The organism is Streptomyces sp. NPDC054887, assembly GCF_053610585.1.
The window spans coordinates 74,829-100,375 of sequence record NZ_JBSGYQ010000023.1; the positions used below are offsets into that span (position 1 = coordinate 74,829).

Sequence of the window (25,547 nt, forward strand, 5' to 3'; positions counted from 1 at the left end):
CGACGCGGCGCTGTTCAGCCCCTCGGGCGTTTCCGCCCCACCGCCCGCTCCAGCAGCGTCACGCCGTACGTGCCCCCGCCCGCGCCGCCCTCCTTGGACGGCTGCTCGCCCACCACCCGGTACCCCGCCGCCTCGTAGTACGTCCGCAGCCGCGGGTTCGACGTCAGGCAGTCCAGCCGGCACAGCCCCCGCCCCTCCTGCGCGATCCGCCGCTCCGCGTGCGCCAGCAGCGTCCGTCCCAGTCCGGCCGGCGCGGCCGCGCGGTCGGTCATCAGCCGGTGCACGTATCCCGCGACCGGCGGCTGCTCGCCCCACGCCGGCACGTCGTCCCACCACAGCTCGTACGCCCCTCGCAGCGCACCGCCCCCGGCCGCCTCCGCCAGCCACACCTCGCCCTCCTTCATCCGTATCCGGAAGTGCTCCGCGTCCTTCCCGCCCGGCCGCCACTGCTCGACGCCACGGCCCAGCAACCGCCGTGCGGCTCCGTCGTAGAGCGCGGCGAGGGCGGGGGCGTCCCCGTCGTGGCCGATACGGAAAGTCACGCGCGTCGTCATGCGGATCACCGTATCCGCGGGCCGGTGAAGTCCCCGAGTGACCAAGAGGCGCGGGGGAATCCGTACCGTATGACTCTCACCGATGCCGACCGGCGTCCCCCCGGCGCCCCGCGCCGCTCCCGCTTCCCCCGGTGGGCCGTGGCGGCGGGCGTGCTCGCCGTGCTGGTGGCGCTGCTGGTCGCCGGCGGGCGGCTCAGCCTGCTGCCCGGCCTCGACGACTTCTTCGGCGAGGAGACCCACGACCGGTCCGGCCCCGCGCTCCTGAAGTCCATCCAGGACATGAGCCGTTACGAGGCGGCGTCCGGCAACTTCCAGGTCGTCGTCGACCTGGAGAAGGACGCCGCGTACCTCCCCGACGCGATCCGCGGCACCCGCACGCTGTACGTCGGAGCGGGCACGGTCGGCGCGTACGTCGACCTCGGCAAGGTGGGGGAGGGGCAGGTCACCGTGAACGAGGACCGCACCGCCGCGACCCTGCGCCTGCCGCACGCGCGGCTCGGCAGGCCGGCGCTGGACGCGGACCGTTCGTACGCCGTCTCCAAGGAGCGGGGGCTGCTCGACCGGCTCGGCGACCTGTTCTCCGACAACCCGGCCGACGAGCGCGCCGTCAACCGCCTCGCCGCCCGTCACATCGCCGAGGCCGCCGAGGAGAGCGAGCTGACGGCACGCGCCGAGAAGAACACCACCGGCATGCTCCAGGGCCTGCTGCGCTCACTGGGCTTCAAGGAGGTCACCGTGCACTACGGCGACGGCGGACGCTGATCCGGCACCGTCCCCGGCCCCGCCGGAGCCAGCGCCGCCAGGCGCACGACGAGGTCCGCGAACAGCCCGTCGGCCGGCTCCAGCGCCAGGATGCCCAGCAGGATCCGCGCCATCTCCTCGTCGTAGGCCGCGCTCACCGCGGCCAGCGCCGCGAAGTCGTGGACCAGCTGGAGCTCCAGCTCCGAGCGCGGGATCTCCCGGCCGTCCAGCCAGATCAGCGCGGTCGACTCGGCCAGCGACACCCAGGACCGCACCACCATCGCCAGCCTGGCCGGGGGGTCGGTGATGCCGAGGTGCGCGAGGATCTGCTCGTACGCGGCCTGGCGCACCTCGTCGATCATGGCGTTCGTCGTCGACGAACCGACCGCGGGACCGCCCCGCATCAGCGCGGAGAAGCCGGGCCCGTGGTCGTCGACGAAGTCGAAGAAGCGCCCCATCACCCGCAACAGCCGTGCGCCGAGAGGACCTTCGGGCGGCTCCACGAACCGCCCGGCGAGCTCGTCCGCCGCCCGCCGCAGCGCGGCCTCGTACAGGCTCTGCTTGCCGGGGAAGTAGTGGTAGACCAGCGGCCGCGAGATGCCCGCGGCGGCCGCTATCTCGTCGATCGACACGTCCTCGGGCGAGCGGTGGCTGAACAGCTCCAGTGCGACGCTGATCAGCTGCTGCCTGCGTTCCTCGACGCCCATTCTGCGGCGCACCCCGGTCGTCATACGAGCAGCGTAACCGCCGCCGTCCCCTACATATCCAGGACCAGGCGCTTCCCGTACGCCCGTGAGACGCAGATCAGCATGGAGTCGTCGCGCTCCGCGTCGGTCAGCAGCTCGTCGCGGTGGTCGATGTCGCCCTCCAGGACGCGCTGTTGGCACGTGCCGCAGAAACCCTGCTCGCAGGAGTACGACACGTTCGGGACCTCGGGGCGGACGGCGGCCAGCACCGTGCCGTCGGCGGGCACGGTCACCGTGCGGCCGGTGCGGCGCAGTTCGACCTCGAAGGCGCCGGAGCCGCCGGCGGGCGCGCCCGGCGCGAAGCGCTCCAGGTGGAGGACGCACCCGGCGGGCAGGGCGTCGGTCACGGCGGCCATCAGGGGTTCCGGGCCGCAGCAGTAGACGGCCGTGCCCTCGGCGGCGTCCGCGAGGGCCGCCGCCACGTCGGGCAGCCCGGCCTCGTCCTCGGCGACGATCGTCACGCGCCCGGGGGCGGCCAGCTTCTCGATCTCGTCGACGTACGGCATCGAGACGCGGCTGCGGCCGCCGTACACGAGCTTCCAGTCCGCCCCCGCGGCCTCGGCGGCGCGGAGCATGGGCAGGACCGGCGTGATGCCGATGCCGCCGGCGACGAAGACGTAGGCGGGGGCCTCGGTGAGGGGGAAGCGGTTGCGGGGGCCCCGGATCTCCACCTCCGAGCCCTCGTGCAGCTGTTCGTGCACCTCGCGGGAACCGCCCCTGCCGTCCTCGACCAGGCGGGCGGCCAGCGTGTACGTGCTCCGGTCGGCCGGATCGCCGCACAGCGAGTACTGGCGCACCAGGCCGGACGGCAGCACCAGGTCGACGTGCGCGCCGGGGGTCCAGGCCGGGAGGTCGGCGGTGTCGAGCGCCTCCAGGTGGAGTTCGGCCACGCCGTCGGCCGGTTCGGTGCGGCCGGTGACGAGCAGCCGCAGGGACGCGGGGGCGCGGGAGGCACGGGTGCCGGAGACCGGATTCTCCAGGGCGGGCAGCGGCCAGAGCGGGGAGCGCCGGACACGGCGGCGCAGGGCCCGCCGAGCCACCAGGGCGGCGCCCGCGACGACGACGACCGTGCGTACGCGGGACATCTCAGGCACCTCCGGTGGGGGCGGTCCGGCCGTTGGCGGCCGGGGAGTTCGCGAGGTAGGCGACGGCCTGGGCGGTGCTGGCCTCCTGCGAGGGGTGGTACGTACGGCTGAGATAGCGGGGGACGGAGCGGGCGATGTCGCCCGTCGCGGGCAGCACGCCCTGGCGCCCGCGGCGCACGAGGTCCGTGAAGGTGGCCCTGCCGTCCAGCAGGGTCGGGTCGTTCTCCATGAAGAACCGCGCACCGCGCTGCCAGAGGAAGACCAGCGCCGTGAAGGCGGTCGCCCACGTCCTGACCCGCCGCCGGTAGCCGCCGTCGACGTGCATGAAGAGCTCGAAGGCGACGGAGCGGTGCTCCACCTCCTCCGCGCCGTGCCAGCGCAGCAGATCGAGCATGGTGGGGTCGGCGCCGCGCCGGTCGAGCTCGCCGGCGTTCAGCACCCAGTCGCCGAGGAAGGCGGTGTAGTGCTCGATGGCGGCGATGATCGCGACCCGTTCCATCAGCCACCAGGTGCGGGCCCTGCCGGGCGGCAGGGTGCGGTCGCCGAGGAGCTTCTCGAAGAGCCAGTCGACCTGCGCCGTGTACGGGGTGGGGTCGAGGCCCAGCTTCTTCAGGTGCGGCAGCACGTCGTCGTGGGCCTGGGAGTGCATCGCCTCCTGGCCGATGAAGCCGATGACGTCCTCGCGCAGGCGGTCGTCGTGGATGTACGGCAGCACCTGCTTGTAGACGTGCACGAACCAGCGCTCGCCCGCGGGCAGCAGCAGGTGCAGCACGTTGATGGTGTGCGTGGTGAACGGGTCGCCCGGGACCCAGTGGAGGGGTGTGCCGTCCCACTCGAAGGAGACCTTGCGGGCCTTGAGCGCCGTCCGCTCGGACTCGATCGCGGCCGGCGCGGGCCGCCCCTGCGGCGTATTAGACATGGCGTCAATGTACTGACGGGTACGGGCCTGGCAACAGGGTCGTGCGCCGGGTTTCTTCGCGCGGGCCGATCCCGCCCGCGCGTTCCGGCCTCCGTCGTGCCTGGTCGGCTCCCGCGCCCGGCCCGCCCGGGCCCCGCCCGTCTCCGGCGCGCTCGCCCGGAGAGAGCCCGCCGGGGCCCGCCCGTCCGCCTAGCGCAGCGCGCCCACCCGGTCCCCGCTCTCCACCCGGCCCTCCAGCTCCGCCTGGGCGCCCGCCCTCGCGCGCACCGCGAGGAGGTTGCCGTCCGCCGTGCCCCGCACGCCGCCCGACGTCGTGACCGACCTGAACTGCCCGCTGCCCGCCGCCAGCACGTACCAGTTGCCGCCCCGCGACTTCCACAGCACGCCCGCCAGCACCCGCGGATCACGCACCCCGCACGACGGCGAGTGCTCGGCGCGCGCCGCGATCGCGCCCGGCACCCCGCGCTTCGCGGACGGCGCCTGGAACTGGGCCAGCACCCTGCTGCCCGTGCCCCGCCAGGTCTCGGCGCGGGTGCAGACCCAGGCGGCGGTGCCGTTGCCCTCCGGCAGCGGCTGCTCGGCGTACGCCCACGAGTTCACGCTGCGCACCCCGTGCGAGCGCACCGCGGGCAGCAGGCACGCCGTACGGGCCCAGCGCGCCCGCTCCTCGGGGCCGCTCACATCGCGCGGCGCCGACGGCGGCCCCGACGTCAGCCGGGCCGGGGCCAGCTCCCCGAGATCGGTCATCAGCCGGGGCCCCGCGTCGTCGCGCAGTTCCAGCGCGTCCCAGGAACGGCAGTCCCGGGCCTGGACGGGACTGGCCATCGGATCCGTCACCCCGTCCGCCGAGCGCTCCAGCGGCGCGGGGGCCACGGCCGGATCCAGCAGGTCGCGCACGGACGCCGAGCGCACCCAGGGAGCGGTGAGGTACCGGACGTTCCCGTCGGTGCGGCCGACCACCAGCGCGTTCGCCGCCGCCGTGTCCGCGCCGTCCACCCGGGCGAAGTCGAGGGCCGCGCCCGCCGTGCCGTCGCGCGGCTCGGCGTACCGGACGACGCGCAGCCCGTCGTACAGCAGGACCACCCTCGCCTGGTCGACGTCGCCCGCGAAGAGCAGGTGCGGCGGCCCCATCGGCGGGCCCACCGGTGTGGCGGGCGTCGCGGAGGCCTGCACGGAGGGGCCCGGCCGGGCCCAGACGGCGAGGGCGCGGCGCAGCAGGGCCCTGTCGCCGGTGAGACCGCCACGGGCCGGCCAGACGGAGAAGTCGGTACGGGAGGACCGCTTCCACACGGCGGCGGCGACCTTGACCGTCTGCGACGGGTCGAGGGCCCGCTCGGCCGCCGGGTTGCGGGCGTAGGACGGCGCGGCGGCCCCGTCGGGACCCCACCCCTCGCCGGGCAGTCCGAGCAGCGCCCCGCACACCACCGCGGCGGCGGTCGCGGCGAGCGCGGCCTTCGCGTGCTGTCTGCGCCGCATCAGGTCGGTCGGCCTGGCCTGGAGCGAACACGGGTCGAACTCGGCCGACCCCAGCAGCGCCGCCGCGCTCGCGCCGCCCGGCGTCTCCACCGCGTCCGCCTCGGCGAGCGCCGCCTGCGGGTCACCTGCCCCGGCGGCGGCGAGCGTCTGCGCCACCTCCGTGTCGCGCATGCCCTCCAGGCCCCGCAGCACGTACGCCGCGCGCCCCGGTCCACTGAGCCCGGAAAGGCGCTGGTCGAGGGCGAGTTCGTCGGCCCCTCCGGAGCGGGGGAACAGCCGCAGCCCCCACACCTGCGGCAGCAGCGGCGGCAGTTGCGCCCGCTTGGGCCAGGCCCTGCGGCGCAGCGGCAACCCGGCCTCCAGCGCCTGGCGCAGCACCCGCTGCCGTACGAACGCGTAACCGGGATCGGCCGAGGCCGCGCCGCCGCCCCCGGCCCGGCGCGGCAGCGGGACGCCGGCGGCGCCCGGGGCCCGGCCGCGCGGCAGCGAGCGCTGCGCGAGCGAATGGGCGGTCAGGACGCGGCGGTTGCGGCCGAGGCGGGGCGGCAGCACGAGGTACGCCAGGCGCACGAGGCGCGGATAGTGCTCGACGAGCGCGGCTTCCGCCTGCTCGACGTCGACGGGAACGGGGACAGGGCGGTGGGTGACAGCATCCTGTGGGCGCACGTTCAACAGAACGAGCGAATCGTCGGATGGTCACCTCGACGCCGGGCCGGTCACGCCCCACCCACTGAACTCCGCCGTCCCGCGCGTCCCGCCGCCTCCGTGCGCCGCGCACATGAACATCCCCGCGTCCGCCGCCGCGCCGCGCGCCGCGCCGCGCGCCGTTCCCACCGTCCGCCACGTCGCCCCGTCGTCCAGCGAGAACGCGCCCGTGTACGCGTCGCCCGCGCGCGTGAGCCGCAGCCGCACCGGCGCCGTGACGCCGGTGACGCGCCAGTGGGCGTCCAGGGCCCCGTCCCCGTCCGCGTCGTACGAGAGGACCACGCCGTTCCCGGGCGTGACCGCCAGGTTGAGGAAGCCCGGCGAACCCGGCTCCGCGAGCCGGTCGCGGACCACGATGCCGGCGCGCGCCCAGGCGCCCGTCGCCTCCTGCGCGTCCACCCGCACGGTGACACCGCCGCCGTCCCGCAGCTCCCCCTCCCGGTACAGCGCCCCGAACTCCGCCGTCCCCTTCCACAGGTCGAGGCCGCCGCCGTCGACCGCGTACCGGGTCCGCGCCGGGTCCGGGTGGCCGAGCTGCCCGAAGACCGCCCCGTTGTTCGTGTACGTCCGCCAGCCCCGCCCCAGCGGCCCGGCGACGTACAGCCCGCCCCGCCGGACCTGGGTGACGGGGGCCTCGCCACGGGGCCCGTACGAGACGCTCAGCTCGTACGGCAGCGGCTCCAGCGGGGCCTTGAGCGGTCCGGCGGGGGCCGTCACGCGCCAGGTGGCCGTCCCCGTGCCCGCCGCCGGGACGGACTCCACCGAGCGGGGGCCCTCCGGCACCGCCGCGACACCCGTGAGCGCGAAGTCGACGCGGCCGGTCGCGCGCAGGCCGTTCAGGTTGCGCAGGCCCGCCGTCACCAGCGCCGAACCGCCGGGCGCGAGGGCGGCCGGGACGGCGGTGACCGTGACCGAGCCCTGGTAGGGGGCGCGGGCCAGCACGTCGTGGACGCGCAGCGCCGTGCGGTACGCGTCGTTCGGCGGGCGCAGCGGATACGCCGTGCGCTGCCGCGTCCACGCCTCCTCGGCCGCGTACCAGTCGAACGGTTTGGCCGCGCGGTTTGCCGCGAGGGCGTCCGCCAGCTCGTCCAGGTACGCCTGCCACTGCGGCAGGTGGAAGTCGCCGACGAGGCCCTGCCAGTCGCGGTTGGCGTAGTTGGCGAGGCGTCCGCCGTCTGCGGCCGGGCGGTCCGCCCACGTCGTCACCAGGACGCGCGCCGTCCGCTCCAGCCGCCGCGCCTCCTCGGGCGAGGTGCCCATGCGCCTGGCCTCCTCGATCCACGGCCCGAGCAGGAACGCGCGGTGCGACCCCGCCATGTCCTCGCTCAGCCGCATCAGCTTCAGCCAGAGGCCGGCCAGCGCGCGGAAGGCCGCCCGGTCGCCGCGCTCGTACGCCGCCCCGAGCTGCGGCAGCAGGAGCCACGAGCGGTTGGCGAGCGCCTGGCGGCCCAGGTCGGTGAGGTCGTAGCGGTACGCGTCCGAGCGGCGCAGCGGCTCCCGCACCTCCAGCAGCGCGCCGAACGCCTTGTCGAAGTCGGCCGTGTCGAAGGCGGGCGTACGCGTCGAGTAGTGCGTGCCCGAGGCGGCGGTCAGGTCCGGGCGGGACGCGAACAGCGAGTCGTGCGGGCGGCCGTCGCGGCTGGCGGTGCGGTACGCCGTGTCGCGGAGCGCGGCGAACGCGTCGCGGGCCCGCGCGTCGCGGCCCCCGTAGCGCAGGTCGGCGTACCCCCGGAACCACCGCGCGCGGTCCACCGGCTCCCGCCGCCACGCCAGCTCCGAGAACAGCTCGAGCGCCGCCGGGTCCCGCTCGGCGGCCTCCGGCATGTACGCGGTGCCGGCGAGGGCGGAGCCGGGGCGGTCGCGCCAGGCGGTGAAGCGCTCGGTCCACCGGTGGGTCTTGGCGCCGATCGTCGTACGGCCGCCGAAGTTGGGGATGGTGCCGAAGGCGTACGGGGCGCCGCCCCAGTCCTTCTCGCGGTCGGTCACGGAGTCCAGGTCGGACAGGCCGTCCACGACGAGCAGGCGCCGCTTGTCGAGCGCGTCGAGCAGCTCGCGGCGAGGGTTGGCCTGCCACCCCAGCAGCACCCAGGTGGCGCGGGGGCGGGCGGTGCGCAGCGCCGTCTCGACGGCGCGGGCGGCCTCCGCCACCGGCACGTCGCCCGCCGAGCCCCCTTCGTGCAGGAGGTCCATCTTGAAGTGGCGCACGGGTCCGAAGAGTTCGTGCTGGTGCCGGTAGAACGCGGCGGCCACCGCACGGAAGGCGGGCGTGCGCGGGTCGAGCCAGTCCGGGCGGCGCAGACCCGCCCAGTCGCCCTGCGGGACGGTGCGGGCGCCGGGGTTGCGGGCGGTGAAGCCCTCGGGGACGGTGCCGAAGTAGCCGGGGAGCACCGGTTCCATCCCGAGCTCGCGCAGGCGGTCGGCGACCCGGCGGCCGAGGGTCGCGCGCTTGTCGATCAGTTCGGGGGAGAGCGGTCCGCCGTACGCGCTCATGTTCTGGAGCAGCCACCACGGCTGGTGGGAGGGGGCGGGCAGCCAGGCGCGGGCCTCGGCGTCGGAGTAGCCGAAGTCCTTGAGGAGCCGGTGGTAGACGGCCTCCTGGCCGGTCGTCACGAGCACCTCGTTGAAGCCGTGCAGGGCGAGTACGTCGATCGTCCGCTCCCAGCGCGGCCAGTCGGCGTACGGCGCGGTGTAGCCGTCGTGGGTGTCGTTCAGCACGAAGCGGTGCGGGACGGTGGCCGAGCGTTCCAGGGGCGAGCGGGGGGCGGGCAGCCGCCGGGGAAGGTCCAGTTGGGTACCGGACCAGGAGAGGTGCGCCCCGCAGACGTACTTGAGGTACCAGTGGACGCCGGTGAGCGCGGCGGCGGGGCTCGTGCCCGCGACCTCGACGCGGCCGGTGGCCCCGCCGACGCGGAACCGGTCGCCGCCCCCGTCGGCGGGCGGGGCGAGCGCGGTGAGGCGGAACTGGCCGGCGTGGTCCGGCAGCAGCCGTTCGAGCGCGGCGCGGGCGGGGACGGTGAAGGACCGGCCGGGCCCGGGCGCCGCCGCGGCCGGAGCGGACGCGCCCATCGCGGCCCCGACGCCGATCGCCCCGGCCGAGCCCAGCAGCGTACGTCGCGACAGGCGGTCGGTCATGGGGGCGGCTCCTCGGAGGCACGACACGGGCAAGAGTGATGAAAGGTGCGCTACGGGCGCGTACCGGGCGCACGTTAACGACGGCGCGGGGGCGCGGCAACCGGGCGTGCGAAGTGTTCGTATCGACCCCACCGTGTGGCCCAACGGGGCACGATGGGCGGATGCGCAACCAACGTCGACGTACAGCGAACGCCGCCTCCGCCATAGCCGTCCTCGCCCTTCTGGCGACGGGCTGCGGAGCGGGCGGGAACGAGGAGAAGCCCGTGCCGGAGACGGCCACGGGCAGCCTGGAGCAGCTCGCCGAGAAGGTCGAGTGCGAGCCGAACATCCAGACGGACGCCGCGGAGCTGCGGCAGGGGAACTGCGAGACGGGCGACGGCCGCTACGTGCTGGCCACCTTCACGACCGACCGCGGTCAGCGCGAGTGGATCAACGAGGCCAAGGACTACGGCGGGACGTACCTGGTCGGCAGGAAGTGGGTCGCGGTGGGCGACGGCAAGGTGGTGACAGCACTGCGCGGCCGGCTCGGCGGGACGGTGGAGACTTCCTCGCACCACTCGGGGGAGAGCGATGGTGGGGGGAACGAGGGGAAGCACTCCGGTCACGGGAGCTGACCGCGCAGCGGGGAAGGGCGGCCGGTGGGGGACGGCCGCCCTCGACGGGGGTCAGGCGCACCGGCGCCCTTCGTTCAGGCAGGCCACCACCTTGTTCATCAGCCGGTTGTTGAAGACGTTGATGAAGTCCCCGTGGTCGGTGCCGGGCTTGTGGAGCTGCTCGGGGAACGAGTCGACCGCGAAGCCCGGGCCGGGCGGGACGTCGTACACGATCCGCTGCACCAGCTGCGGAATGGCACGGAATCCGTTCGGGCAGGCGCCGTTCTCCTCGGCGAACGCCACATGGGTGCGGTGGTTGGCGCTGTCGGTGTTCTGCCCGTCCCAGCAGCTCTGGAAGTTGAAGGTACGGACGACCTGGCTGCCTTCCGGGCAGATCGGGTACTTGTCCTTGAGCTGGCGGTCCTCGAACCCGGTGCAGCTCCACGACGCGTTGGCGTTCGCGTCGCCGTTGGTGAACGCCTTGGCGTCACCGGTGATGATCCGCAGGAACTTGGGCATCGCGGTGACCTTGCCGACGGGGCTTCCGACGAACTTCAGCGAGACCTCGGTGGGCGTCTGGATCTCGCCCACGTTGCTGTCCTTGCCGCCGCCGTCCGCGTTGGCGTCGTTCTCGTTCTGGCCGTTCTGCAGGCGCAGGACGGGCCAGTAGTACGTCGACTTGTCGCCCTGGTTCCGGCAGGTGGTCTGCCCGCGGGCCAGGTCGTCGTCGCTGGCGAAGGCGTCGTTGGCCTGGTTGCCGACGTAGTCGTGCATGTGGTGCGCGCCGTTGCTCACGCCCGGGGCGACGATGACGTTGTCCGGATTGAACTTCCCGTTCTCGTTCTTGCCGCAGTCGGTGACGAACTGGCCCCGGGAGGCGCCGCGCTGCTTGGGCGGCTGCTGGACGTTCGGCTGGACGGACTGGATGTCGACGAAGTCGGCGTCGTTGGGGCCGTTGCCGGCCTGGCCGCCGTTGCCGTTGTTCCCGTTGTCCTGACCGTTGCCCTGGTCGCCGTCCTGGTCACCGCCCTGGCCGCCGTCCTGACCGTTGTCCTGGTCACCGTCCGCGTTGCCGTCGCCCTGGTCGGCGCCCTGGTCACCGCCTTGGTCACCGTCCTGACCGGCGTTGTCGCCCTGGTCTCCGTCGCCCTGTCCGTCCTCGCCGACCCCTCCGTTGTCGTCGGCGCGGAGCGTGCAGGGTGCCAGGCCCTCAAGACCTTCGGGGCGTTCGTCCGCACGGTCGATGGAGATGACGATCCGGCCGATGGCGGCCAGCCGCTTGTCCTTCAGCGGTCCGAGAATGGCGTTCTGTGCGAGATTCGGGTCCTGGGCGATCTGCTCCTTCGAATCGGCGAACCGCTGGTACGCCTCCGTGATCTGGGAGTCGAGAGCCGCGAGTTCGCGGTCTACCTCCTGGCGGGCCGAATCGGGGATCTCCTGGGGCAGGCCGTTCGCCACCTCCGGACAGTCGATGGTCGACATCTGCTGACCGGCTGCTTTGAGCTCACCGGACTGGGCCGGTTCGGGGTCGGACCAGCCTTCACCTGCGGATGCGTAGACATTCACCGCGAGCAGTCCACCCCCGCCCAGGATCAGGGCGGCCGATGCGGCAATCGCCCGGTTCGCCAGCGTGGAACGTTTTCTGGTTGCGCGTCGCATGGAACTCCTCTGCTTCGATGCCGGGTGAAGGTAAGGGGGGTCCCGGCAGGGGAGAAGCGCTCCGTTCCATACGGGGCCGGTGCGCGGCCCGTTCAAACCTCCTCGCGATTCGTAGGTGTCTCCATACGCAAAAACGGACGGACCGCGACGTACGGGTCCCTCACTCCTCCCAGCCGTACGCCGTCAGCTGCTCGTCCAGGGGCGCGGCGGTCATCCGGTTCGCCAGGGTGGACATGGTGTAGGCGCCGATGCCGAGGACGACCTCCAGGGCGTTCTGGGGGGTGTAACCGTGGTCGAGGAAGCGGCGCAGGGTGTCGTCGGGGACCGCGCCCGCCGTGGCGACGACGTCCAGCGTGAACCGGCGTACGGCTTCGAGGCGTTCGTCGGCGGCCGGCCGCCGCTCGCGCAGGGCGGCGATCAGGGCCGCGTCCGCGCCGAGTGCGGTCAGTTTCGCCGTGTGCATCGCGACGCAGACGTGACAGCCGTTCGTGGTCGCGATCGTCATGATCACGACCTCGCGGGAGAGCGGGTCCAGGGTCGACGACTCGAAGAGCGCGCTGATCCTCAGGAAGCCGTCGAGCAGATGCGGCGAGGTGGCCAGGCGGCCGACCGGAGCGGGCAGGTAGCCCAGCCGCTGGGCCGTCGCCTCCATCGGGCGGCGGGCGGCGGCCGGGGCGGTCTCGGTGGTGTGGTCGGGGAAGCATGCGGTGCGGATGCCGGTCAAGGCGTCTCCTCGGGGTAAACTCGTCAATGTGATTGACGAAAAGGTAAACTACGTTGACGAGTTCCGCAATGGCTGAGGGGTACGAGCTCCCGCTGCTGCTGTTCGCCGGATTCCGCTCGTTCATCGACGAGTTGCACGCCGAGCTGGCCGAGCAGGGCCACCCCGACGTCCGTCCGGCGTACGGCTTCGCCCTCCAGGCGGTCGGCCGCGACGGCGTGACCCCGGGCGAACTCGGACGGCGGCTGGGAGTGTCCAAGCAGGCCGCGGGCAAGACCGTCGAGCGGCTGGAGCGGCTCGGTTACGTCGAGCGGGCCGACGACCCGGCCGACGGGCGGCGCAAGCTGGTCAGGCTCACGCCGCGCGGAGTCGACGTCCTCGTGCGATCGGCGGCCTCGTTCGACCGGCTGCGGGAGCGGTGGGTCGAACGGCTCGGCGCGGAGCGGGTGGACCAACTGGAGGCGAGCCTGCGGACGATGGTCCCGGCAGGCGGTCTGCGCCTGGATGCGGCGAGCTGGTTCGGTTCCTAGCGGCCGGTGCGGGTGTGCGGGTGCGCCGCCGGGCCGCCCCGATCATGCACCCGCCCCACCGCCTCCGCGGCCCTTCGCGTACCGGCTTCCCGCACCTCTTCACCCACGCCGACCGCCCGGATGGCACGATGTGCGGACCATGACAGACGCCCGGTCGCCCCTGCGCGCACTGAGAGCCGCACTCTTCGCGGCGGTCTGTGTCATTACGGCAGCGGTGGGGCATTCGTCCATGTCCGGGCATGAAGTCCCGGGTCCGGCGCTGCTCGCCGCCTTCGTGGGCATCGGCGTCCTCGCCTGGACCGCGAGCCGCCGCCGGCGCGGCGTCCTCGCCGTGGGCGGCGGGCTCCTCGCCGTACAGGGCGCCCTGCACCTCGCCTTCGGCACGGCGCAGGGGCCGGGCGCGGGTCACCACGGGATGCCCGTCACGCACCGGCCGGCCATGGGTCCCGAAGCCATGGAGGCCGCGGCCTCCGCCGCCGGCCAGGGCTCCGACTCCCTGGCGATGACCGCCGCGCACCTCGCCGGGGCACTCGTCTGCGGCCTGTGGCTGGCGCGCGGCGAGGCCGCGTTCTTCCGGCTCGCGCAGACCGTCGGGGCGCTGGCCTTCACACCGCTGCGCCTGCTGCTCGCCGTCGTACGGACGCTCGCGCTGCCGGAGCCGGTACGCCCCCGGGGGCCCCGCACCACCCGACGCCACGGCCACGGCGTCGTCCTCGCGCACACGCTGTCGCGGCGCGGCCCGCCGCGGGTCCCCCCGACCCGCACCACGGCCCCCGCTCCTTCCGCTGTCTGACCGCGTGACAGGGGGCCGCCACCCATGCCCCGTGACCCACGTCACCAGTCGACATTCCGAGGACAGTCATGGCCATTGACGACCCCGTACAGCCGCCGCGCGCGCCCGAAGAGGTCCCGGCGCCCGCCGCCGAACGCGGCACCATCTGGAGCGCCCTGCGCCCCCTCGTCCTGCGCGTCCACTTCTACGCGGGCCTGCTGATAGCCCCGCTCCTGCTGATCGCCGCCGTCAGCGGGATGCTCTACGCGCTCTCCTTCCAGGCGGAGAGGATCATCTACAGCGCCGAACTCGAAGTCCCGGTCGGCGAACGCGTCCTGCCGGTCGGCGACCAGGTCGCCGCCGCCCGCACCGCGCACCCCGAGGGCACGGTGACCGCCGTCTGGCCGTCCGCCGAGGACGGCGCGACGACACGGGTGCTGATGACCTCGCCCGAGGTGGAGGAGGGCAAGTCCCTCGCCGTCTTCGTCGACCCGTACACCGCCGAGGTGCGCGGTGAGCTGACCAGTTTCGGCAGCTCCGGCGCCCTGCCGCTGCGCACCTGGCTCGACGAGCTCCACCGCGACCTGCACCTCGGGGACCTCGGCCGCCACTACAGCGAACTCGCGGCGAGCTGGCTGTGGGTGGTGGCCCTCGGCGGCCTGCTGCTGTGGCTCTGGCGCAGGCGCACGGCCCGGCGCGACCTTCTCGTCCCCGAACGCGGGGCGAAGGGCCGCCGCAGGACGCTCTCCTGGCACGGCACGGTCGGCATGTGGGCGGTGCTCGGACTCGTCCTGCTCTCGGCGACCGGCCTCACCTGGTCCCGGTACGCGGGCGAGAACATCGGCGCCGTACAGGACCAGCTCGGCGGCGCCACCCCGGTCGTCTCCGCCGCACTCACCGAAGGCGCCGCTGACGGCGGCGGCGGTGAACACGAGGGCCACGGCGGCGGCGCCGGCTCCCACGAGGGCATGGCCGGCACGGACGTCGGCATCGACAACGCCCTCGCCGCCGCCCGTCAGGCCGGCATCGACGGCAGGATGTCGGTGATCCTGCCGAGCGAGGGCAGCGGTTACGTCGTCAAGGAGACCGACACGCAGTTCCCGGTCCACCTCGACTCGGTCGCCGTCGACCCCGCCGACGGCCGGATCATCGACGAGCTGCGCTTCGCCGACCATCCGCTGCTGGCCAAGCTGACCCGCTTCGGCATCGACGCCCACACCGGTGTCTTCCTCGGCCTCGCCAATCAACTCGTGCTGGCCGCACTGGCGTTCGCGCTGGTCATGCTGATCGTCTGGGGCTACCGCATGTGGTGGCTGCGCAGGCCCACGAAGGACCGCAGGCTCACCGCCGGCCGCCCCATGCCGCGCGGCGCCTGGCGCAGGGCGCCGGTCACGGCGCTGCTGCCGCTGGTCGCGCTCACCGCGCTGGCGGGCTGGTTCATACCACTGCTCGGCATCAGCCTGCTGGCGTTCCTCGCGGTGGACGTGGTGCTGGGCCTGGTGGCGAAGGTTCGCGCCCGTACGGCGGCCTGAGCACGGGGGAGGCCCGCCCGGTCCGGCCCCGGAGCGGACGGGCCTCCCCCCTCGCCCAGCGACTCGACGGCTCCTGAACCTGCCTGAGGGCCCGTCAGGGCGGGTGCGGCGAAGATCGTCCGGCCGGGGGCAACCGGGGCCGGTTCCGGCGCATGCGGCAGGATGGCGACCGCGCCGGGGCCCCGCGTACGCACGCGTACGCCGGACGCGACCGCGCCGTACCCCCCTCGACCACCACGGGAGAAGATCACTGATGTACCGGGCCCTCACACCGCACGACGTGATCGTCGCCGGAATCGCGGTGGCCGTCGGCGTCGCCGCCGGTCTGCTCCTGCGGGTGACGCTCCGATGGCTCGGCGAGCGGGCCAGCCGCACGCGGTGGGGCGGGGACGACGTGATCGTCGACGCCCTGCGTACGCTGCTGCCGTGGGCGGCGGTCGCGGCCGGCGCGGCGGTCGGGGCCGCGGCGCTCCCGCTGACCCCCGCCACCGGCCACAACGTCAACGTGGTGCTGACCGCCCTGCTCGTCCTGGCCGGCACCCTCACGGCGGCCCGCGTCATCGCTGGCCTGGTGCAGACCGTGGCGCAGTCCCGCTCCGGAGTGGCCGGTTCGGCCACCATATTCGTCAACATCACGCGCGTCGTGGTGCTGGCCATGGGCTTCCTCGTCGTACTCCAGACCGTGGGCGTCTCCATCGCGCCGCTGCTCACGGCGCTGGGCGTGGGCGGCCTCGCCGTGGCGCTCGCGTTGCAGGACACCCTGGCCAACCTGTTCGCGGGCGTGCACATCCTCGCCGCGAAAACGGTCCAGCCCGGCGACTACATCCGCCTCAGCAGCGGCGAGGAGGGCTACGTCGTCGACATCAACTGGCGCAACACCGTAGTCCGCAACCTCTCGAACAACCTGGTGATCATCCCCAACGCCCAGCTCGCCGGCACCAACATGACCAATTTCAGCCAGCCCGAGCAGCAGCTCTCGATCATGGTCCAGGTCGGCGTCGGCTACGACAGCGACCTGGAGCACGTCGAGCGCGTCACCACCGAGGTCGTCGAGGCCGTGATGTCGGAGATCACCGGCGCCGTCCCCGACCACGAACCGGCCGTCCGCTTCCACACCTTCGGCGACTCCAGGATCGGCTTCACGGTGATCCTGGGCGTCGGCGAGTTCAGCGACCAGTACCGGATCAAGCACGAGTTCATCAAGCGCCTGCACCAGCGCTACCGCGCCGAGGGCATCAGGGTCCCCGCCCCCAAGCGGACGGTGACCGTGCAGCAGGGCGAGCTGCCCGCGGCGATCCCGCACCAGCGCGAGTCCGCCGAGCCGGTGCGGTAGCGCCGGACGGCCCGGTCAGGGCGCGTACTTGTAACCGACCCGCCGGATCGTCCGGATCGACGCCCGGTGCTCCGCGCCCAGCTTGCGGCGCAGCCGGGCGATGTGCACGTCCACGGTCCGGCCGTCGCCCACGTGCCCGTACCCCCACACCGTCGACACCAGGTGGTCACGGGTGTGCACCCGGTGGGGATGCGCCACCAGGTGCGCGAGCAGCTCGAACTCCAGGTACGTCAGGTCGAGTTCACGCCCGTCCACGGCGGCGGTGCGCTCGGCCCCGTCGATCCGTACGGGCCCGTCGGCCACCGCCTCCGCCGGTTCGTCCCGGCCCTGCCGGTCGTGCTGATCGGCCGGTACGAGCACGAGGTACCCGACCATCGGCGGGCGTCCCGGCAGGCTGGGAAGCGTGTGCTGCGGTGCGGGCAGCCAGGTGGCGCCGGGCGGCAGGAAGTCGCCCACGTACGGGGCGCTGCCGGTGCGCACCACCTCGTCGCGGTCGACGGCCCGCAAGCGGTGGCGGGCGGCGGCCGGAGCGGGAACGGAGGCGGACAGGGGCGTACGGACGTTCGTGAAGTTCGCCATGAGAGGTCAGCTCTTTCGCGCGGAGGAGTCGTCGAGGGACGTACTGCGTCGTGCGCGCTGGCCGAAGACCGGTGTGAACGGCTTTAGAGGGCCCGCGCGTTCCTCGCGCGGCAACACACCCGGTCGAAGTCGTGGTGCTGACGGGAAGGCCAGAAGGGCTCGAGGTCGCTGCGACCTGTCGAGGAGTTCCGGTAGCCAACCATGCGCCTATTGAAGCAGACGCGCGCTCCCACCAGCAGCCCCGTCCCACGTTGTGGCCGGAAGCCGTCCGGAAGGCCGCCCGGGAAGTCCGTGGGAGGCCCATGCGGAAAAGTCCGCCGGGGAACGCGCGAAGGGGCGCCCGCCGGCCGGCGGACGCCCCTGAGCTGTCAGTGCGCTGCGGATCAGACCTGGCCGGCCTTCTCCAGGGCGGTGCAGCAGGTGTCGACGATCAGGCGCGTGACGACGTACGGGTCGACGTTCGCGTTCGGACGCCGGTCCTCGATGTAGCCCTTGCGGTCCTGGCCGACCTGCCACGGGATGCGGACCGAGGCGCCGCGGTCCGAGACGCCGTAGCTGTACTCGTTCCACGGGGCGGTCTCGTGCAGGCCGGTGAGGCGGTCGTCGATGCCCGCGCCGTAGTTCTTGACGTGGTCCATCGGCTTCGAACCCTCGCCCAGCGACTCGCACGCCGTGATGATGGCGTCGTAGCCCTCGCGCATCGCCTTCGTCGAGAAGTTGGTGTGCGCGCCGGCGCCGTTCCAGTCGCCCTTGACCGGCTTCGGGTCCAGGGTCGCGGAGACGTTGAAGTCCTCGGCGGTGCGGTAGAGCAGCCAGCGGGCGACCCACAGCTGGTCGGCGACCTCCAGCGGCGCCAGCGGGCCCACCTGGAACTCCCACTGGCCCGGCATGACCTCGGCGTTGATGCCCGAGATGCCCAGACCGGCGGCGAGGCAGTGGTCGAGGTGCTTCTCGACGATCTCGCGGCCGAAGATCTCGTCCGAGCCGACGCCGCAGTAGTAGCCGCCCTGGGCGGCCGGGAAGCCGCCCTCGGGGAAGCCCAGCGGGCGGTGCCCGTCGAAGAAGGTGTACTCCTGCTCGATGCCGAAGATCGGCTCCTGGCCGGCGAACTGCTCGGCGACCGGACGCAGCAGCGCACGCGTGTTGGACTCGTGCGGCGTCATGTCGATGTTCAGGACCTCGCACATGACGAGGACGTTGTCACCGCCGCGGATGGGGTCCGGGCAGGAGAACACGGGCTGGAGCACGCGGTCGGACGCGTGGCCCACGGCCTGGTTCGTGCTGGATCCGTCGAAGCCCCAGATGGGCAGCTCGGCGCCATCGGCCAGTATCTTCGTCTTCGAGCGAAGCTTGGCGGTCGGCTCTGTGCCGTCGATCCAGATGTACTCGGCCTTGAAGGTCACGGACGCCATCCTTTGCGGTGCTGCTGCGGTACTGCGGCTGGTGAGGGCAGCTTCGCAAGCGCTGATTTCCCGTCCGTTGCCCGATTGTGAACCCCGTGTTACTCAGGTTTCCTGCGTATCACGGGTGCGTGACGCGGCCTTTCGGCGGGTTGCGGGACGTACGGCCGCCACCACCGCCCGCGCCCCCGCCGGGCGGGCCGCACGAGGTCCGCCGGGCGCCGGACGAGGGGCCGGCCGCGTCGTCCGCCGTGTACGAAGATCCGCTCGTCGCCGCCGCGTCCGGTCCCGCGTCCCGTCCCGCGTCCCGGGCACACTGGCAGGCATGAGCCCATCGATGATCAGGCCGGAACCTCCCGCCGGGCCGCGCGTCGGACTGCTCGGCACCGGACCCTGGGCGACCGGCACCCACGCCCCGGGACTCGCGGCCCACCCCGGGGTCGAGTTCGCGGGCGTGTGGGGCCGGCGGCCCGAGGCGGCCGCCGCACTGGCCGCCGCCCACGGCGTCCCGGCGTACGACGACCCCGACGCCCTCTTCGCGGCCTGCGACGCCGTGGCGATCGCCCTGCCGCCCGACATCCAGGCCCCGCTGGCGGCCCGCGCGGCCGCGGCGGGGTGCCATCTGCTGCTGGACAAGCCGTTGGCGACGACGGTGGCCGCCGCCCGGGAGGTCGCGGAGGCGGCCGGGAAGGCGGGCGTGGCGTCCGTGGTCTTCTGCACGCTGCGCTTCGCGACGGGCACGGCCCGGTGGATCGCCGAGCAGGCCGCCGCGGGGGACTGGTTCACGGCGCACGCGCGGTGGCTGGGCGCGCTCTACTCGCCGGGCTCCGACAGCCCGTACGCCGCTTCGCCCTGGCGCGGCGAGAAGGGCGCGCTGTGGGACGTGGGACCGCACGCCCTGTCCGTTCTGCTGCCCGTCCTCGGCGACGTCACGTCGACGACCGCGGCGCGGGGCCCCGGCGACACGGTCCACCTCGTACTCCGTCACGCCTCGCAGGCGTCGAGCACGGTCACCCTGAGCCTGAGCGCCCCGGTGGGCGCGGTGGGGGCGGCGGTGGAGCTGCGGGGTGCGCGGGGCGCGGCCGAGATGCCGTCGTGGGGCGACGCGGCCGATGCCTTCGGCGCGGCGGTCGACGCCCTGCTGCACGCCGCACGTACGGGGCAGCCGCATCCGTGCGACGCGGCCTTCGGTCTGCGCCTGACGGAGATCCTCGCGGAGGCCGAGGCGCGGACGGCCCCCTGAGCGGGCCGGCCCGGGGCGGGCGGGAGCGCGGGACCGCCCGCCCCGGGCGCCGGGTCACCCCACGCGCTCGATGCGCGCCTTGCGGATGAGGAACTTGCCCGGCTCCCGCACCTGCTCGAACGCGGCGTTGTTGAGCAGGGCGCAACTGCCGGAGGCCGAAGTGACCTCGACGGTCGTCGACTTCGCGTTGTCGAGGTTGGTGACCTTGAGCTTGGTTCCGACGGGGAACTCCCCGCTGGAGGCGGCCGGCGCGCCGCCTTCGCCGGACAGCGTGACGGTCGACCCGGCGCACACCACTTCGCCCACCGCCCCGCCGCCGGCCGCCCCTTCGCCCTCGCCGCCCTCCGCGGGCGGGGCCGTGCCCTCCGCCGGGGGTGCCGTTCCCTCGGCAGGGGGTGCCGCGCCCTCGGCCGGGGGAGCCGTCCCCTCGGCCGGCGGGGCCGTCCCCTCGGCCGGGGGAGCCGCGGCGTCGTCCGGCGGGGCCGCGGCCTCGCACCCCGACGCTGCCTGCTGACGCCTGATCTGCTCGATCACCGCTTCCCGGTTGGCGATCCGCGCCTGCGACTGGGCGTCGGGGTTGGCCCGCTGGCCGGCGATGAACCGCTCGTTGTTGCTCAGGGCGGTGGCCAGCCCGTCACAGGCCACCGACGCCTGGCTCGTACCGGTCATCACGACGGCGGTGCCCGCGACCAGCGCGGCGGCGCCCGCCAGCAGGGCGATCTTCTTCTTGCGGGTGAGGGACTTCTTGCGCGACACGTGCGACTCCTGTCCGCGGCCGTGTGCACCACGGCCGCCTGGGTTTCCGTGTGCCGTTACGTACGAGTGGCGACCCCGTCCGTCTCAATCGCCCCAGTGACAACTTCCGTATCAGGCAGGCGGAAGCGCCCGGCACAGCGCGTCCAGCGCACCCGCGTACGTGTGCTCGGCCGGCGTGGAGTACCCCACCACCAGGCCGTCCCGCCCGCCCTCCGCGCCCATGTCCGGATGCCGGTACGCGGAGAGCCCCTCCACCGCCAGCCCCTGCCACGCGGCGGCCTTGACCACCGCCCGCTCGGTGCCCGGCGGCAGTTCCAGCACGGCGTGCAGCCCCGCCGCGATCCCCGTCACCCGCACGTGCGGGGCGCGCTCGGCCAGCGCCGCGACCAGCTGGTCACGCCTGCGCCGGTGGCGCTGCCGCATCCGGCGCACATGACGGTCGTACGCACCCGAGGTCACGAAGTCCGCCAGCGTCAGCTGCTCCGTCGCGCTCGACCACTGCTCACGCTCGCCCTTCGCCGCGACCACGTCGTCCACCAGCCGCTCCGGAAGCACCATCCAGCCGATCCGCAGCGTCGGCGACAGGCTCTTGCTGACCGACCCGATCAGCGCCACGTGGTCCGGGTCGAGCCCCTGCACCGCGCCCACCGGCTGCCGGTCGTAACGGAACTCGCCGTCGTAGTCGTCCTCCAGCACGAGCCCGCCGGTGGCCCGCGCGCGGTCCACGACCGCCGCCCGGCGCTCCGGACCCAGCGGACCGCCCGTCGGGAACTGGTGCGCGGGTGTGAGCAGCACGGTCTGGCCTCCGACCGGCCCGTCCACCCTGGCACCGTGCTCGTCGACGGCCACGGGCGTCGTGCGCACCCCTTCCTCCGCCAGCAGCGCACGGTGGAACGGCAGCCCGTACTCCTCCACCGCCCAGGTCCCGCCCACCACGCGGGCCAGCAGCCGCAGGGCGTGCGCGGCCCCCGAACACAGCACGATCCGGCCGGCGTCCGCCCGTACCCCGCGCACCCGCGCCAGGTACTCCACCAGCGCCCGGCGCAGCTCCGCGCGGCCCCGCGGATCACCGGGCCCGAACACGTCGTGGGGCGCCGCGGTCAGCGCCCGGCGGGCCGAGGCGAGCCAGGCGGCGCGCGGGAAGGCCGACGGGTCGGGCCGGCCCTGCACCAGGTCGTACGCCGGACGGGCGTCCCGCGCGGGGGTACGCGGCCGGGGCGCGGGCCCGGCCGGCGCGGCGCGTGGCGCCACCCGCGTCCCGGAACCCTGGCGGGCCGTCAGCCACCCCTCCGCCACGAGTTCGGCGTACGCGTCGGCGACGGTGTTGCGGGCGAGCCCGAGGTCGGCGGCGAGCGAACGGTACGGAGGCAGCCGCGTCCCCGGCGCCAGCCGCCCGCCCCGTACGGCCTCCCGCAGGGCCCGCGTCAGCGCGGCGCGGCGGCCGCCCGGCCCGGCGGCCACCAGCTCCAGATGCAGGTCACTGCCCAGGCCCTCAGCCGAATTGACCCATGATTCCGACACCGGAATGCACCCCTTCGCCGGTCGCCCCCGACCGTAGATTCGTAGTCATGACGACGACAGAGACCCACCGCACGACCACGACGTCCCCCCGCCTCAACTTCGCCAAGGCCGCCCCGAAGGCGTTCCGGGCCGTCATCGGCCTCGACGCCGCCGCCCGCGAGGGCCTCGACCCCACCCTGGTCGAGCTGGTCCAGATCCGCGCCTCGCACCTCAACCACTGCGCGTACTGCCTGCACATGCACACCTCGGACGCGCGCAAGGCGGGCGAGAGCGAGGAGCGGACGCACATGGTCGCGGTGTGGAAGGAGGCCGCGCACTTCTTCACGGAGAAGGAGCAGGCGGCCCTGGCCCTCACGGACGCCGTGACGCTCGTCGCGGACGGCGGCGTCCCGGACGACGTATACGCACGGGCGTCGGCCCACTTCGACGACGGGGAACTCGCCAGCCTCCTGGCCCTGATCCTCGCCATCAACACCTGGAACCGCATCGCCCTTGCCACCGCGAAGAGGGCGGGCGAGGACGAACGCGTCAGCCCGTGACGTGACGTGACGTGCGTGACGCGGCGTCGGCTCAGCGCGACATGGCGTCGCGCACCGCCTCGTCCGTACGCGCCACCACGGCCGTGCCGTCCTCCGCGGTGATGATCGGCCGCTGGATCAGCTTCGGGTGCTCGCTGAGCGCCGTGATCCAGCGGTCCCGCGAACCGGCGTCCCGAGGCCAGTCCTTGAGGCCCAGCTCCTTCGCCGCCGCCTCCTGCGTCCGCGTGATGTCCCACGGTTCGAGCCCGAGCCGCTCCAGCACCGCACGGATCTCGTCCGGGGCCGGCACGTCCTCCAGGTACCGGCGCACGGTGTAGTCGGCGCCCTCCTCGTCCAGCAGGCGCAGTGCGCCGCGGCACTTCGAACACGCGGGATTGATCCAGATCTCCATGGCCCCAACCGTACCTCCGGCCACCCGTCAAACGCCGTCTGGCCAGGGCCGATTGTCAGTGGTGCCCAGTAAAATCGAAGGAGTCAGAGAGGGTTGTCGACAGCCCCAGGAGGATGCCCATGACCGCAGCCGCACTGCTCCCGACCGCTCCGCAGCCGCCGGCCAAGATCCCGCTGCCGGCCGGGCGGCCGCGCGCGTGGTACGAGACCCACAACCGCCGCCTCAAGGCCATGCGCCTGGCCATCGCCCTGCTCGACACCGGCGTCTACCACCCGTCCCAGGCCCCCGACCGCAAGATACGCAGCACCGCCGAGAGCGTCGGCATCCACCCGCCGTCGGCCACCACCTGCACGATGGTGCGCAGCCTGATCCGCTACGGCCGCTGAACCAACGGCGAGGGCCGCCACCCGGAATCCGGACGACGGCCCTCGCTGATCACGCGGTACGGCTTAGAGGTCGAAGTACAGCTCGAACTCGTGCGGGTGCGGGCGGAGCTGGATCGGGGCGATCTCGTGCACGCGCTTGTAGTCGATCCACGTCTCGATCAGGTCGGGGGTGAAGACACCGCCGGCCAGCAGGTAGTCGTGGTCCGCTTCCAGGGCGTCCAGCACGGCGGGCAGCGAGGTCGGGACCTGCTGGACGTTCGCGTGCTCCTCCGGAGCCAGCTCGTACAGGTCCTTGTCGATCGGCTCCGCCGGCTCGATCTTGTTCTTCACGCCGTCCAGGCCGGCCATCAGGAGCGCCGAGAACGCGAGGTACGGGTTCGAGGACGGGTCCGGGGCGCGGAACTCGACGCGCTTGGCCTTCGGGTTCGAGCCCGTGATCGGGATGCGCATCGCGGCCGAGCGGTTGCGCTGCGAGTACACCATGTTGACCGGGGCCTCGAAGCCGGGCACCAGGCGGTGGTACGAGTTCACCGTCGGGTTGGTGAAGGCCAGCAGCGACGGCGCGTGCTTCAGGATGCCGCCGATGTAGTAGCGGGCGATGTCCGAGAGGCCCGCGTAACCCTGCTCGTCGTAGAACAGCGGGTTGCCGCCGGACCACAGCGACTGGTGGACGTGCATGCCCGAGCCGTTGTCACCGAAGATCGGCTTCGGCATGAAGGTCGCGGTCTTGCCGTTGCGCCAGGCGACGTTCTTCACGACGTACTTGAAGAGCATCAGGTCGTCGGCCGCGGCGAGCAGCGTGTTGAACTTGTAGTTGATCTCCGCCTGGCCGGCCGTGCCGACCTCGTGGTGCTGGCGCTCGACCTGGAGGCCGTTCTTGTCCAGCTCCAGGGAGATCTCGGCACGCAGGTCGGCGAAGTGGTCGACCGGCGGGGTCGGGAAGTAGCCGCCCTTGTAGCGGACCTTGTAGCCGCGGTTGTTCTCGACCGCACCGGTGTTCCAGGCGCCGGCCTCGGAGTCGATGTGGTAGAAGGACTCGTTCGCGGAGGTCTGGAAGCGCACGTTGTCGAACACGTAGAACTCGGCCTCGGGGCCGAAGTACGCCGTGTCGGCGATGCCGGTCGACGTGAGGTACGCCTCGGCCTTCTTCGCCACGTTCCGCGGGTCACGGCTGTACTGCTCGCCCGTGATCGGGTCGTGGATGAAGAAGTTGATGTTGACCGTCTTGTCCTTGCGGAACGGGTCGACACGCGCCGTCGACAGGTCCGCGCGGAGCGCCATGTCGGACTCGTGGATGGCCTGGAAGCCGCGGATCGACGATCCGTCGAAGGCCAGCTCCTCGTTCGGGTCGAACGCCGCGGCCGGGATCGTGAAGTGCTGCATCACTCCGGGCAGGTCGCAGAACCGGACGTCGACGAACTTGACGTCTTCGTCGGCGAGGAACTTCTTCGCATCGTCGGCGTTCTGGAACATCCAACTCCTCCTACTCCCACCCGGTGGGGATGGGGTTGCAGCTCTCCGTGCGGCCAGTGCGGTGGCACACGCTGGACCCGACCATAGGCAGACGGGATTTCTCAAGCATGACCCATTTGTTTCGCACAAGTTAACCGGACCGGCTCCGGACCGGCTGTGACCGGGCACCCGACGGGCCGCGACGGGCCCCGGCCTCCAGGGTACGAAAGCGGTCGCAGTACCGTGTACGGGTGGACAACAGGCAAGCAATCGGATCGTGGCTCTCCGGGCCGGGCGAAGCCGCCAAGCAGATGGGCGCCGACACCGGGTACCGGGGCCAGAGGCTCGGACTGCCCGAGCACGGGCCGGGCGCCGTCGCCCCGCTGGGCCGGCGCTTCGGCGCCCTCTTCACCGACTGGTCCCTGTGCATGCTCATCGCATACGGGCTGCTCACGGGCGGTAACGGCCAGGCGGCCGGCAACTGGGCGCTCGGCGTGCTGCTCGTACTGAGCGTCCTCACCGTCGGCACGGTCGGCTCCACCCCCGGCAAGCGCCTCTTCGGCCTGCGCGTCGTCGCCGAGGACGGCGGCCGCCTCGGCCTCTTCCGCGTGACCGTCCGCAGCGTCCTGCTGTGCCTCGCGATCCCCGCCCTGGTCTGGGACCGCGACGGCCGCGGCCTCCACGACCGCCTCGCCCGCGCGGTCCAGGTCAGGATCTGAGACGCGGCCCCACGACGGGCCCGGCAAGCGGGAAAGGCGGCCCGGAACCTCTCGGTTCCGGGC

The 25,547-nt window shown here is 73.4% G+C and carries 24 protein-coding genes; 10 read left to right on the forward strand and 14 right to left on the reverse strand.

The genetic code is table 11. From position 1 onward, the window contains the following. Positions 1-14: 14 nt before the first annotated feature. Entirely contained in the window at positions 15-554 is a 540-nt protein-coding gene (locus ACWGH0_RS15705; protein WP_453404682.1) for a GNAT family N-acetyltransferase, read from the reverse strand. A gap of 69 nt (positions 555-623) precedes the next feature. On the opposite strand from ACWGH0_RS15705, the gene ACWGH0_RS15710 reads away from it, so the two are divergent. After that, positions 624-1,316: a DUF4230 domain-containing protein gene (locus ACWGH0_RS15710; protein WP_453404683.1), complete on the forward strand. Its 693-nt coding sequence runs from the start codon at positions 624-626 to the stop codon at positions 1,314-1,316. On the opposite strand, the gene ACWGH0_RS15715 is transcribed toward ACWGH0_RS15710, so the two are convergent. The 5 genes from ACWGH0_RS15715 to ACWGH0_RS15735 form a co-directional block, all read right to left on the reverse strand. Next, positions 1,295-2,026 carry a TetR/AcrR family transcriptional regulator gene (locus ACWGH0_RS15715; RefSeq protein ID WP_453404684.1) on the reverse strand — a complete coding sequence of 244 codons (732 nt, stop codon included), beginning with the start codon at positions 2,024-2,026 and terminating at the stop codon, positions 1,295-1,297. The two genes, ACWGH0_RS15710 and ACWGH0_RS15715, sit on opposite strands and share 22 nt — an antisense overlap. A gap of 26 nt (positions 2,027-2,052) precedes the next feature. Then, entirely contained in the window at positions 2,053-3,126 is a 1,074-nt protein-coding gene (locus ACWGH0_RS15720) for a PDR/VanB family oxidoreductase (RefSeq protein ID WP_453404685.1), read from the reverse strand. A gap of 1 nt (position 3,127) precedes the next feature. Next, positions 3,128-4,045, reverse strand: a complete 918-nt coding sequence (locus tag ACWGH0_RS15725; RefSeq protein WP_453404686.1) for a metal-dependent hydrolase — start codon at positions 4,043-4,045, stop codon at positions 3,128-3,130. 189 nt (positions 4,046-4,234) lie between these two features. Beyond that, a complete protein-coding gene (locus ACWGH0_RS15730) occupies positions 4,235-6,187 on the reverse strand; it encodes a hypothetical protein (protein WP_453404710.1) in 1,953 nt (650 codons plus the stop codon). A gap of 30 nt (positions 6,188-6,217) precedes the next feature. Further along, positions 6,218-9,358: an alpha-N-acetylglucosaminidase gene (locus tag ACWGH0_RS15735; protein ID WP_453404687.1), complete on the reverse strand. Its 3,141-nt coding sequence runs from the start codon at positions 9,356-9,358 to the stop codon at positions 6,218-6,220. Between the two features lie 161 nt (positions 9,359-9,519). On the opposite strand from ACWGH0_RS15735, the gene ACWGH0_RS15740 reads away from it, so the two are divergent. Then, positions 9,520-9,972 (forward strand): hypothetical protein, encoded by a 453-nt coding sequence (locus ACWGH0_RS15740; RefSeq protein ID WP_453404688.1) that lies wholly within the window; start codon positions 9,520-9,522, stop codon positions 9,970-9,972. Positions 9,973-10,023: 51 nt separating this feature from the next. Here ACWGH0_RS15740 and ACWGH0_RS15745 read toward each other — a convergent pair whose 3' ends face one another. Beyond that, on the reverse strand, positions 10,024-11,610 hold the full coding sequence (locus ACWGH0_RS15745) for a DUF1996 domain-containing protein (RefSeq protein ID WP_453404689.1): 1,587 nt from the start codon (positions 11,608-11,610) through the stop codon (positions 10,024-10,026). Positions 11,611-11,770: 160 nt separating this feature from the next. Continuing rightward, positions 11,771-12,262, reverse strand: a complete 492-nt coding sequence (locus tag ACWGH0_RS15750; RefSeq protein ID WP_453404711.1) for a carboxymuconolactone decarboxylase family protein — start codon at positions 12,260-12,262, stop codon at positions 11,771-11,773. 140 nt (positions 12,263-12,402) lie between these two features. Between ACWGH0_RS15750 and ACWGH0_RS15755 the strand changes: the two genes are divergently transcribed. From ACWGH0_RS15755 to ACWGH0_RS15770, 4 genes are all read left to right on the forward strand, one after another. After that, positions 12,403-12,861 carry a MarR family winged helix-turn-helix transcriptional regulator gene (locus tag ACWGH0_RS15755; protein WP_453404690.1) on the forward strand — a complete coding sequence of 153 codons (459 nt, stop codon included), beginning with the start codon at positions 12,403-12,405 and terminating at the stop codon, positions 12,859-12,861. Between the two features lie 229 nt (positions 12,862-13,090). Next, positions 13,091-13,654, forward strand: coding sequence for a hypothetical protein (locus ACWGH0_RS15760; protein WP_453404691.1), 564 nt, complete (start codon positions 13,091-13,093; stop codon positions 13,652-13,654). A gap of 68 nt (positions 13,655-13,722) precedes the next feature. Continuing rightward, positions 13,723-15,165: a PepSY-associated TM helix domain-containing protein gene (locus tag ACWGH0_RS15765; RefSeq protein ID WP_453404692.1), complete on the forward strand. Its 1,443-nt coding sequence runs from the start codon at positions 13,723-13,725 to the stop codon at positions 15,163-15,165. Between the two features lie 253 nt (positions 15,166-15,418). Beyond that, positions 15,419-16,498 carry a mechanosensitive ion channel family protein gene (locus tag ACWGH0_RS15770; protein WP_453404693.1) on the forward strand — a complete coding sequence of 360 codons (1,080 nt, stop codon included), beginning with the start codon at positions 15,419-15,421 and terminating at the stop codon, positions 16,496-16,498. Positions 16,499-16,513: 15 nt separating this feature from the next. Here ACWGH0_RS15770 and ACWGH0_RS15775 read toward each other — a convergent pair whose 3' ends face one another. Both ACWGH0_RS15775 and glnII read right to left on the reverse strand, forming a co-directional pair. Further along, positions 16,514-17,077 (reverse strand): winged helix-turn-helix domain-containing protein, encoded by a 564-nt coding sequence (locus ACWGH0_RS15775; RefSeq protein ID WP_453404694.1) that lies wholly within the window; start codon positions 17,075-17,077, stop codon positions 16,514-16,516. 383 nt (positions 17,078-17,460) lie between these two features. Further along, positions 17,461-18,480 (reverse strand): glutamine synthetase, encoded by a 1,020-nt coding sequence (gene glnII / locus ACWGH0_RS15780; protein ID WP_453404695.1) that lies wholly within the window; start codon positions 18,478-18,480, stop codon positions 17,461-17,463. Between the two features lie 334 nt (positions 18,481-18,814). Here glnII and ACWGH0_RS15785 point away from each other — a divergent pair, with 334 nt between their 5' ends. After that, positions 18,815-19,720 carry a Gfo/Idh/MocA family protein gene (locus tag ACWGH0_RS15785; protein WP_453404712.1) on the forward strand — a complete coding sequence of 302 codons (906 nt, stop codon included), beginning with the start codon at positions 18,815-18,817 and terminating at the stop codon, positions 19,718-19,720. Positions 19,721-19,774: 54 nt separating this feature from the next. On the opposite strand, the gene ACWGH0_RS15790 is transcribed toward ACWGH0_RS15785, so the two are convergent. Continuing rightward, positions 19,775-20,476 carry a hypothetical protein gene (locus ACWGH0_RS15790; protein WP_453404696.1) on the reverse strand — a complete coding sequence of 234 codons (702 nt, stop codon included), beginning with the start codon at positions 20,474-20,476 and terminating at the stop codon, positions 19,775-19,777. A 111-nt stretch (positions 20,477-20,587) separates the two neighbouring features. Further along, complete coding sequence (gene pdxR, locus ACWGH0_RS15795; RefSeq protein ID WP_453404697.1) at positions 20,588-21,997, reverse strand: MocR-like pyridoxine biosynthesis transcription factor PdxR; 1,410 nt, start codon at positions 21,995-21,997, stop codon at positions 20,588-20,590. 47 nt (positions 21,998-22,044) lie between these two features. On the opposite strand from pdxR, the gene ACWGH0_RS15800 reads away from it, so the two are divergent. Then, a complete protein-coding gene (locus ACWGH0_RS15800) occupies positions 22,045-22,536 on the forward strand; it encodes a carboxymuconolactone decarboxylase family protein (protein ID WP_453404698.1) in 492 nt (163 codons plus the stop codon). A gap of 31 nt (positions 22,537-22,567) precedes the next feature. Here the strand turns inward: ACWGH0_RS15800 and ACWGH0_RS15805 are convergent, their stop codons facing one another. Continuing rightward, the gene (locus ACWGH0_RS15805) at positions 22,568-22,927 is read right to left on the reverse strand and encodes an arsenate reductase family protein (protein WP_453404699.1); all 360 of its coding nucleotides are present in this window, start codon (positions 22,925-22,927) and stop codon (positions 22,568-22,570) included. A gap of 119 nt (positions 22,928-23,046) precedes the next feature. Between ACWGH0_RS15805 and ACWGH0_RS15810 the strand changes: the two genes are divergently transcribed. Then, a complete protein-coding gene (locus ACWGH0_RS15810; RefSeq protein ID WP_453404700.1) occupies positions 23,047-23,313 on the forward strand; it encodes a hypothetical protein in 267 nt (88 codons plus the stop codon). A 63-nt stretch (positions 23,314-23,376) separates the two neighbouring features. Here ACWGH0_RS15810 and glnA read toward each other — a convergent pair whose 3' ends face one another. Next, positions 23,377-24,786, reverse strand: a complete 1,410-nt coding sequence (gene glnA / locus ACWGH0_RS15815; RefSeq protein ID WP_453404701.1) for a type I glutamate--ammonia ligase — start codon at positions 24,784-24,786, stop codon at positions 23,377-23,379. Positions 24,787-25,016: 230 nt separating this feature from the next. Between glnA and ACWGH0_RS15820 the strand changes: the two genes are divergently transcribed. Continuing rightward, positions 25,017-25,484: an RDD family protein gene (locus ACWGH0_RS15820; RefSeq protein ID WP_453404702.1), complete on the forward strand. Its 468-nt coding sequence runs from the start codon at positions 25,017-25,019 to the stop codon at positions 25,482-25,484. Positions 25,485-25,547 lie beyond the last annotated feature (63 nt).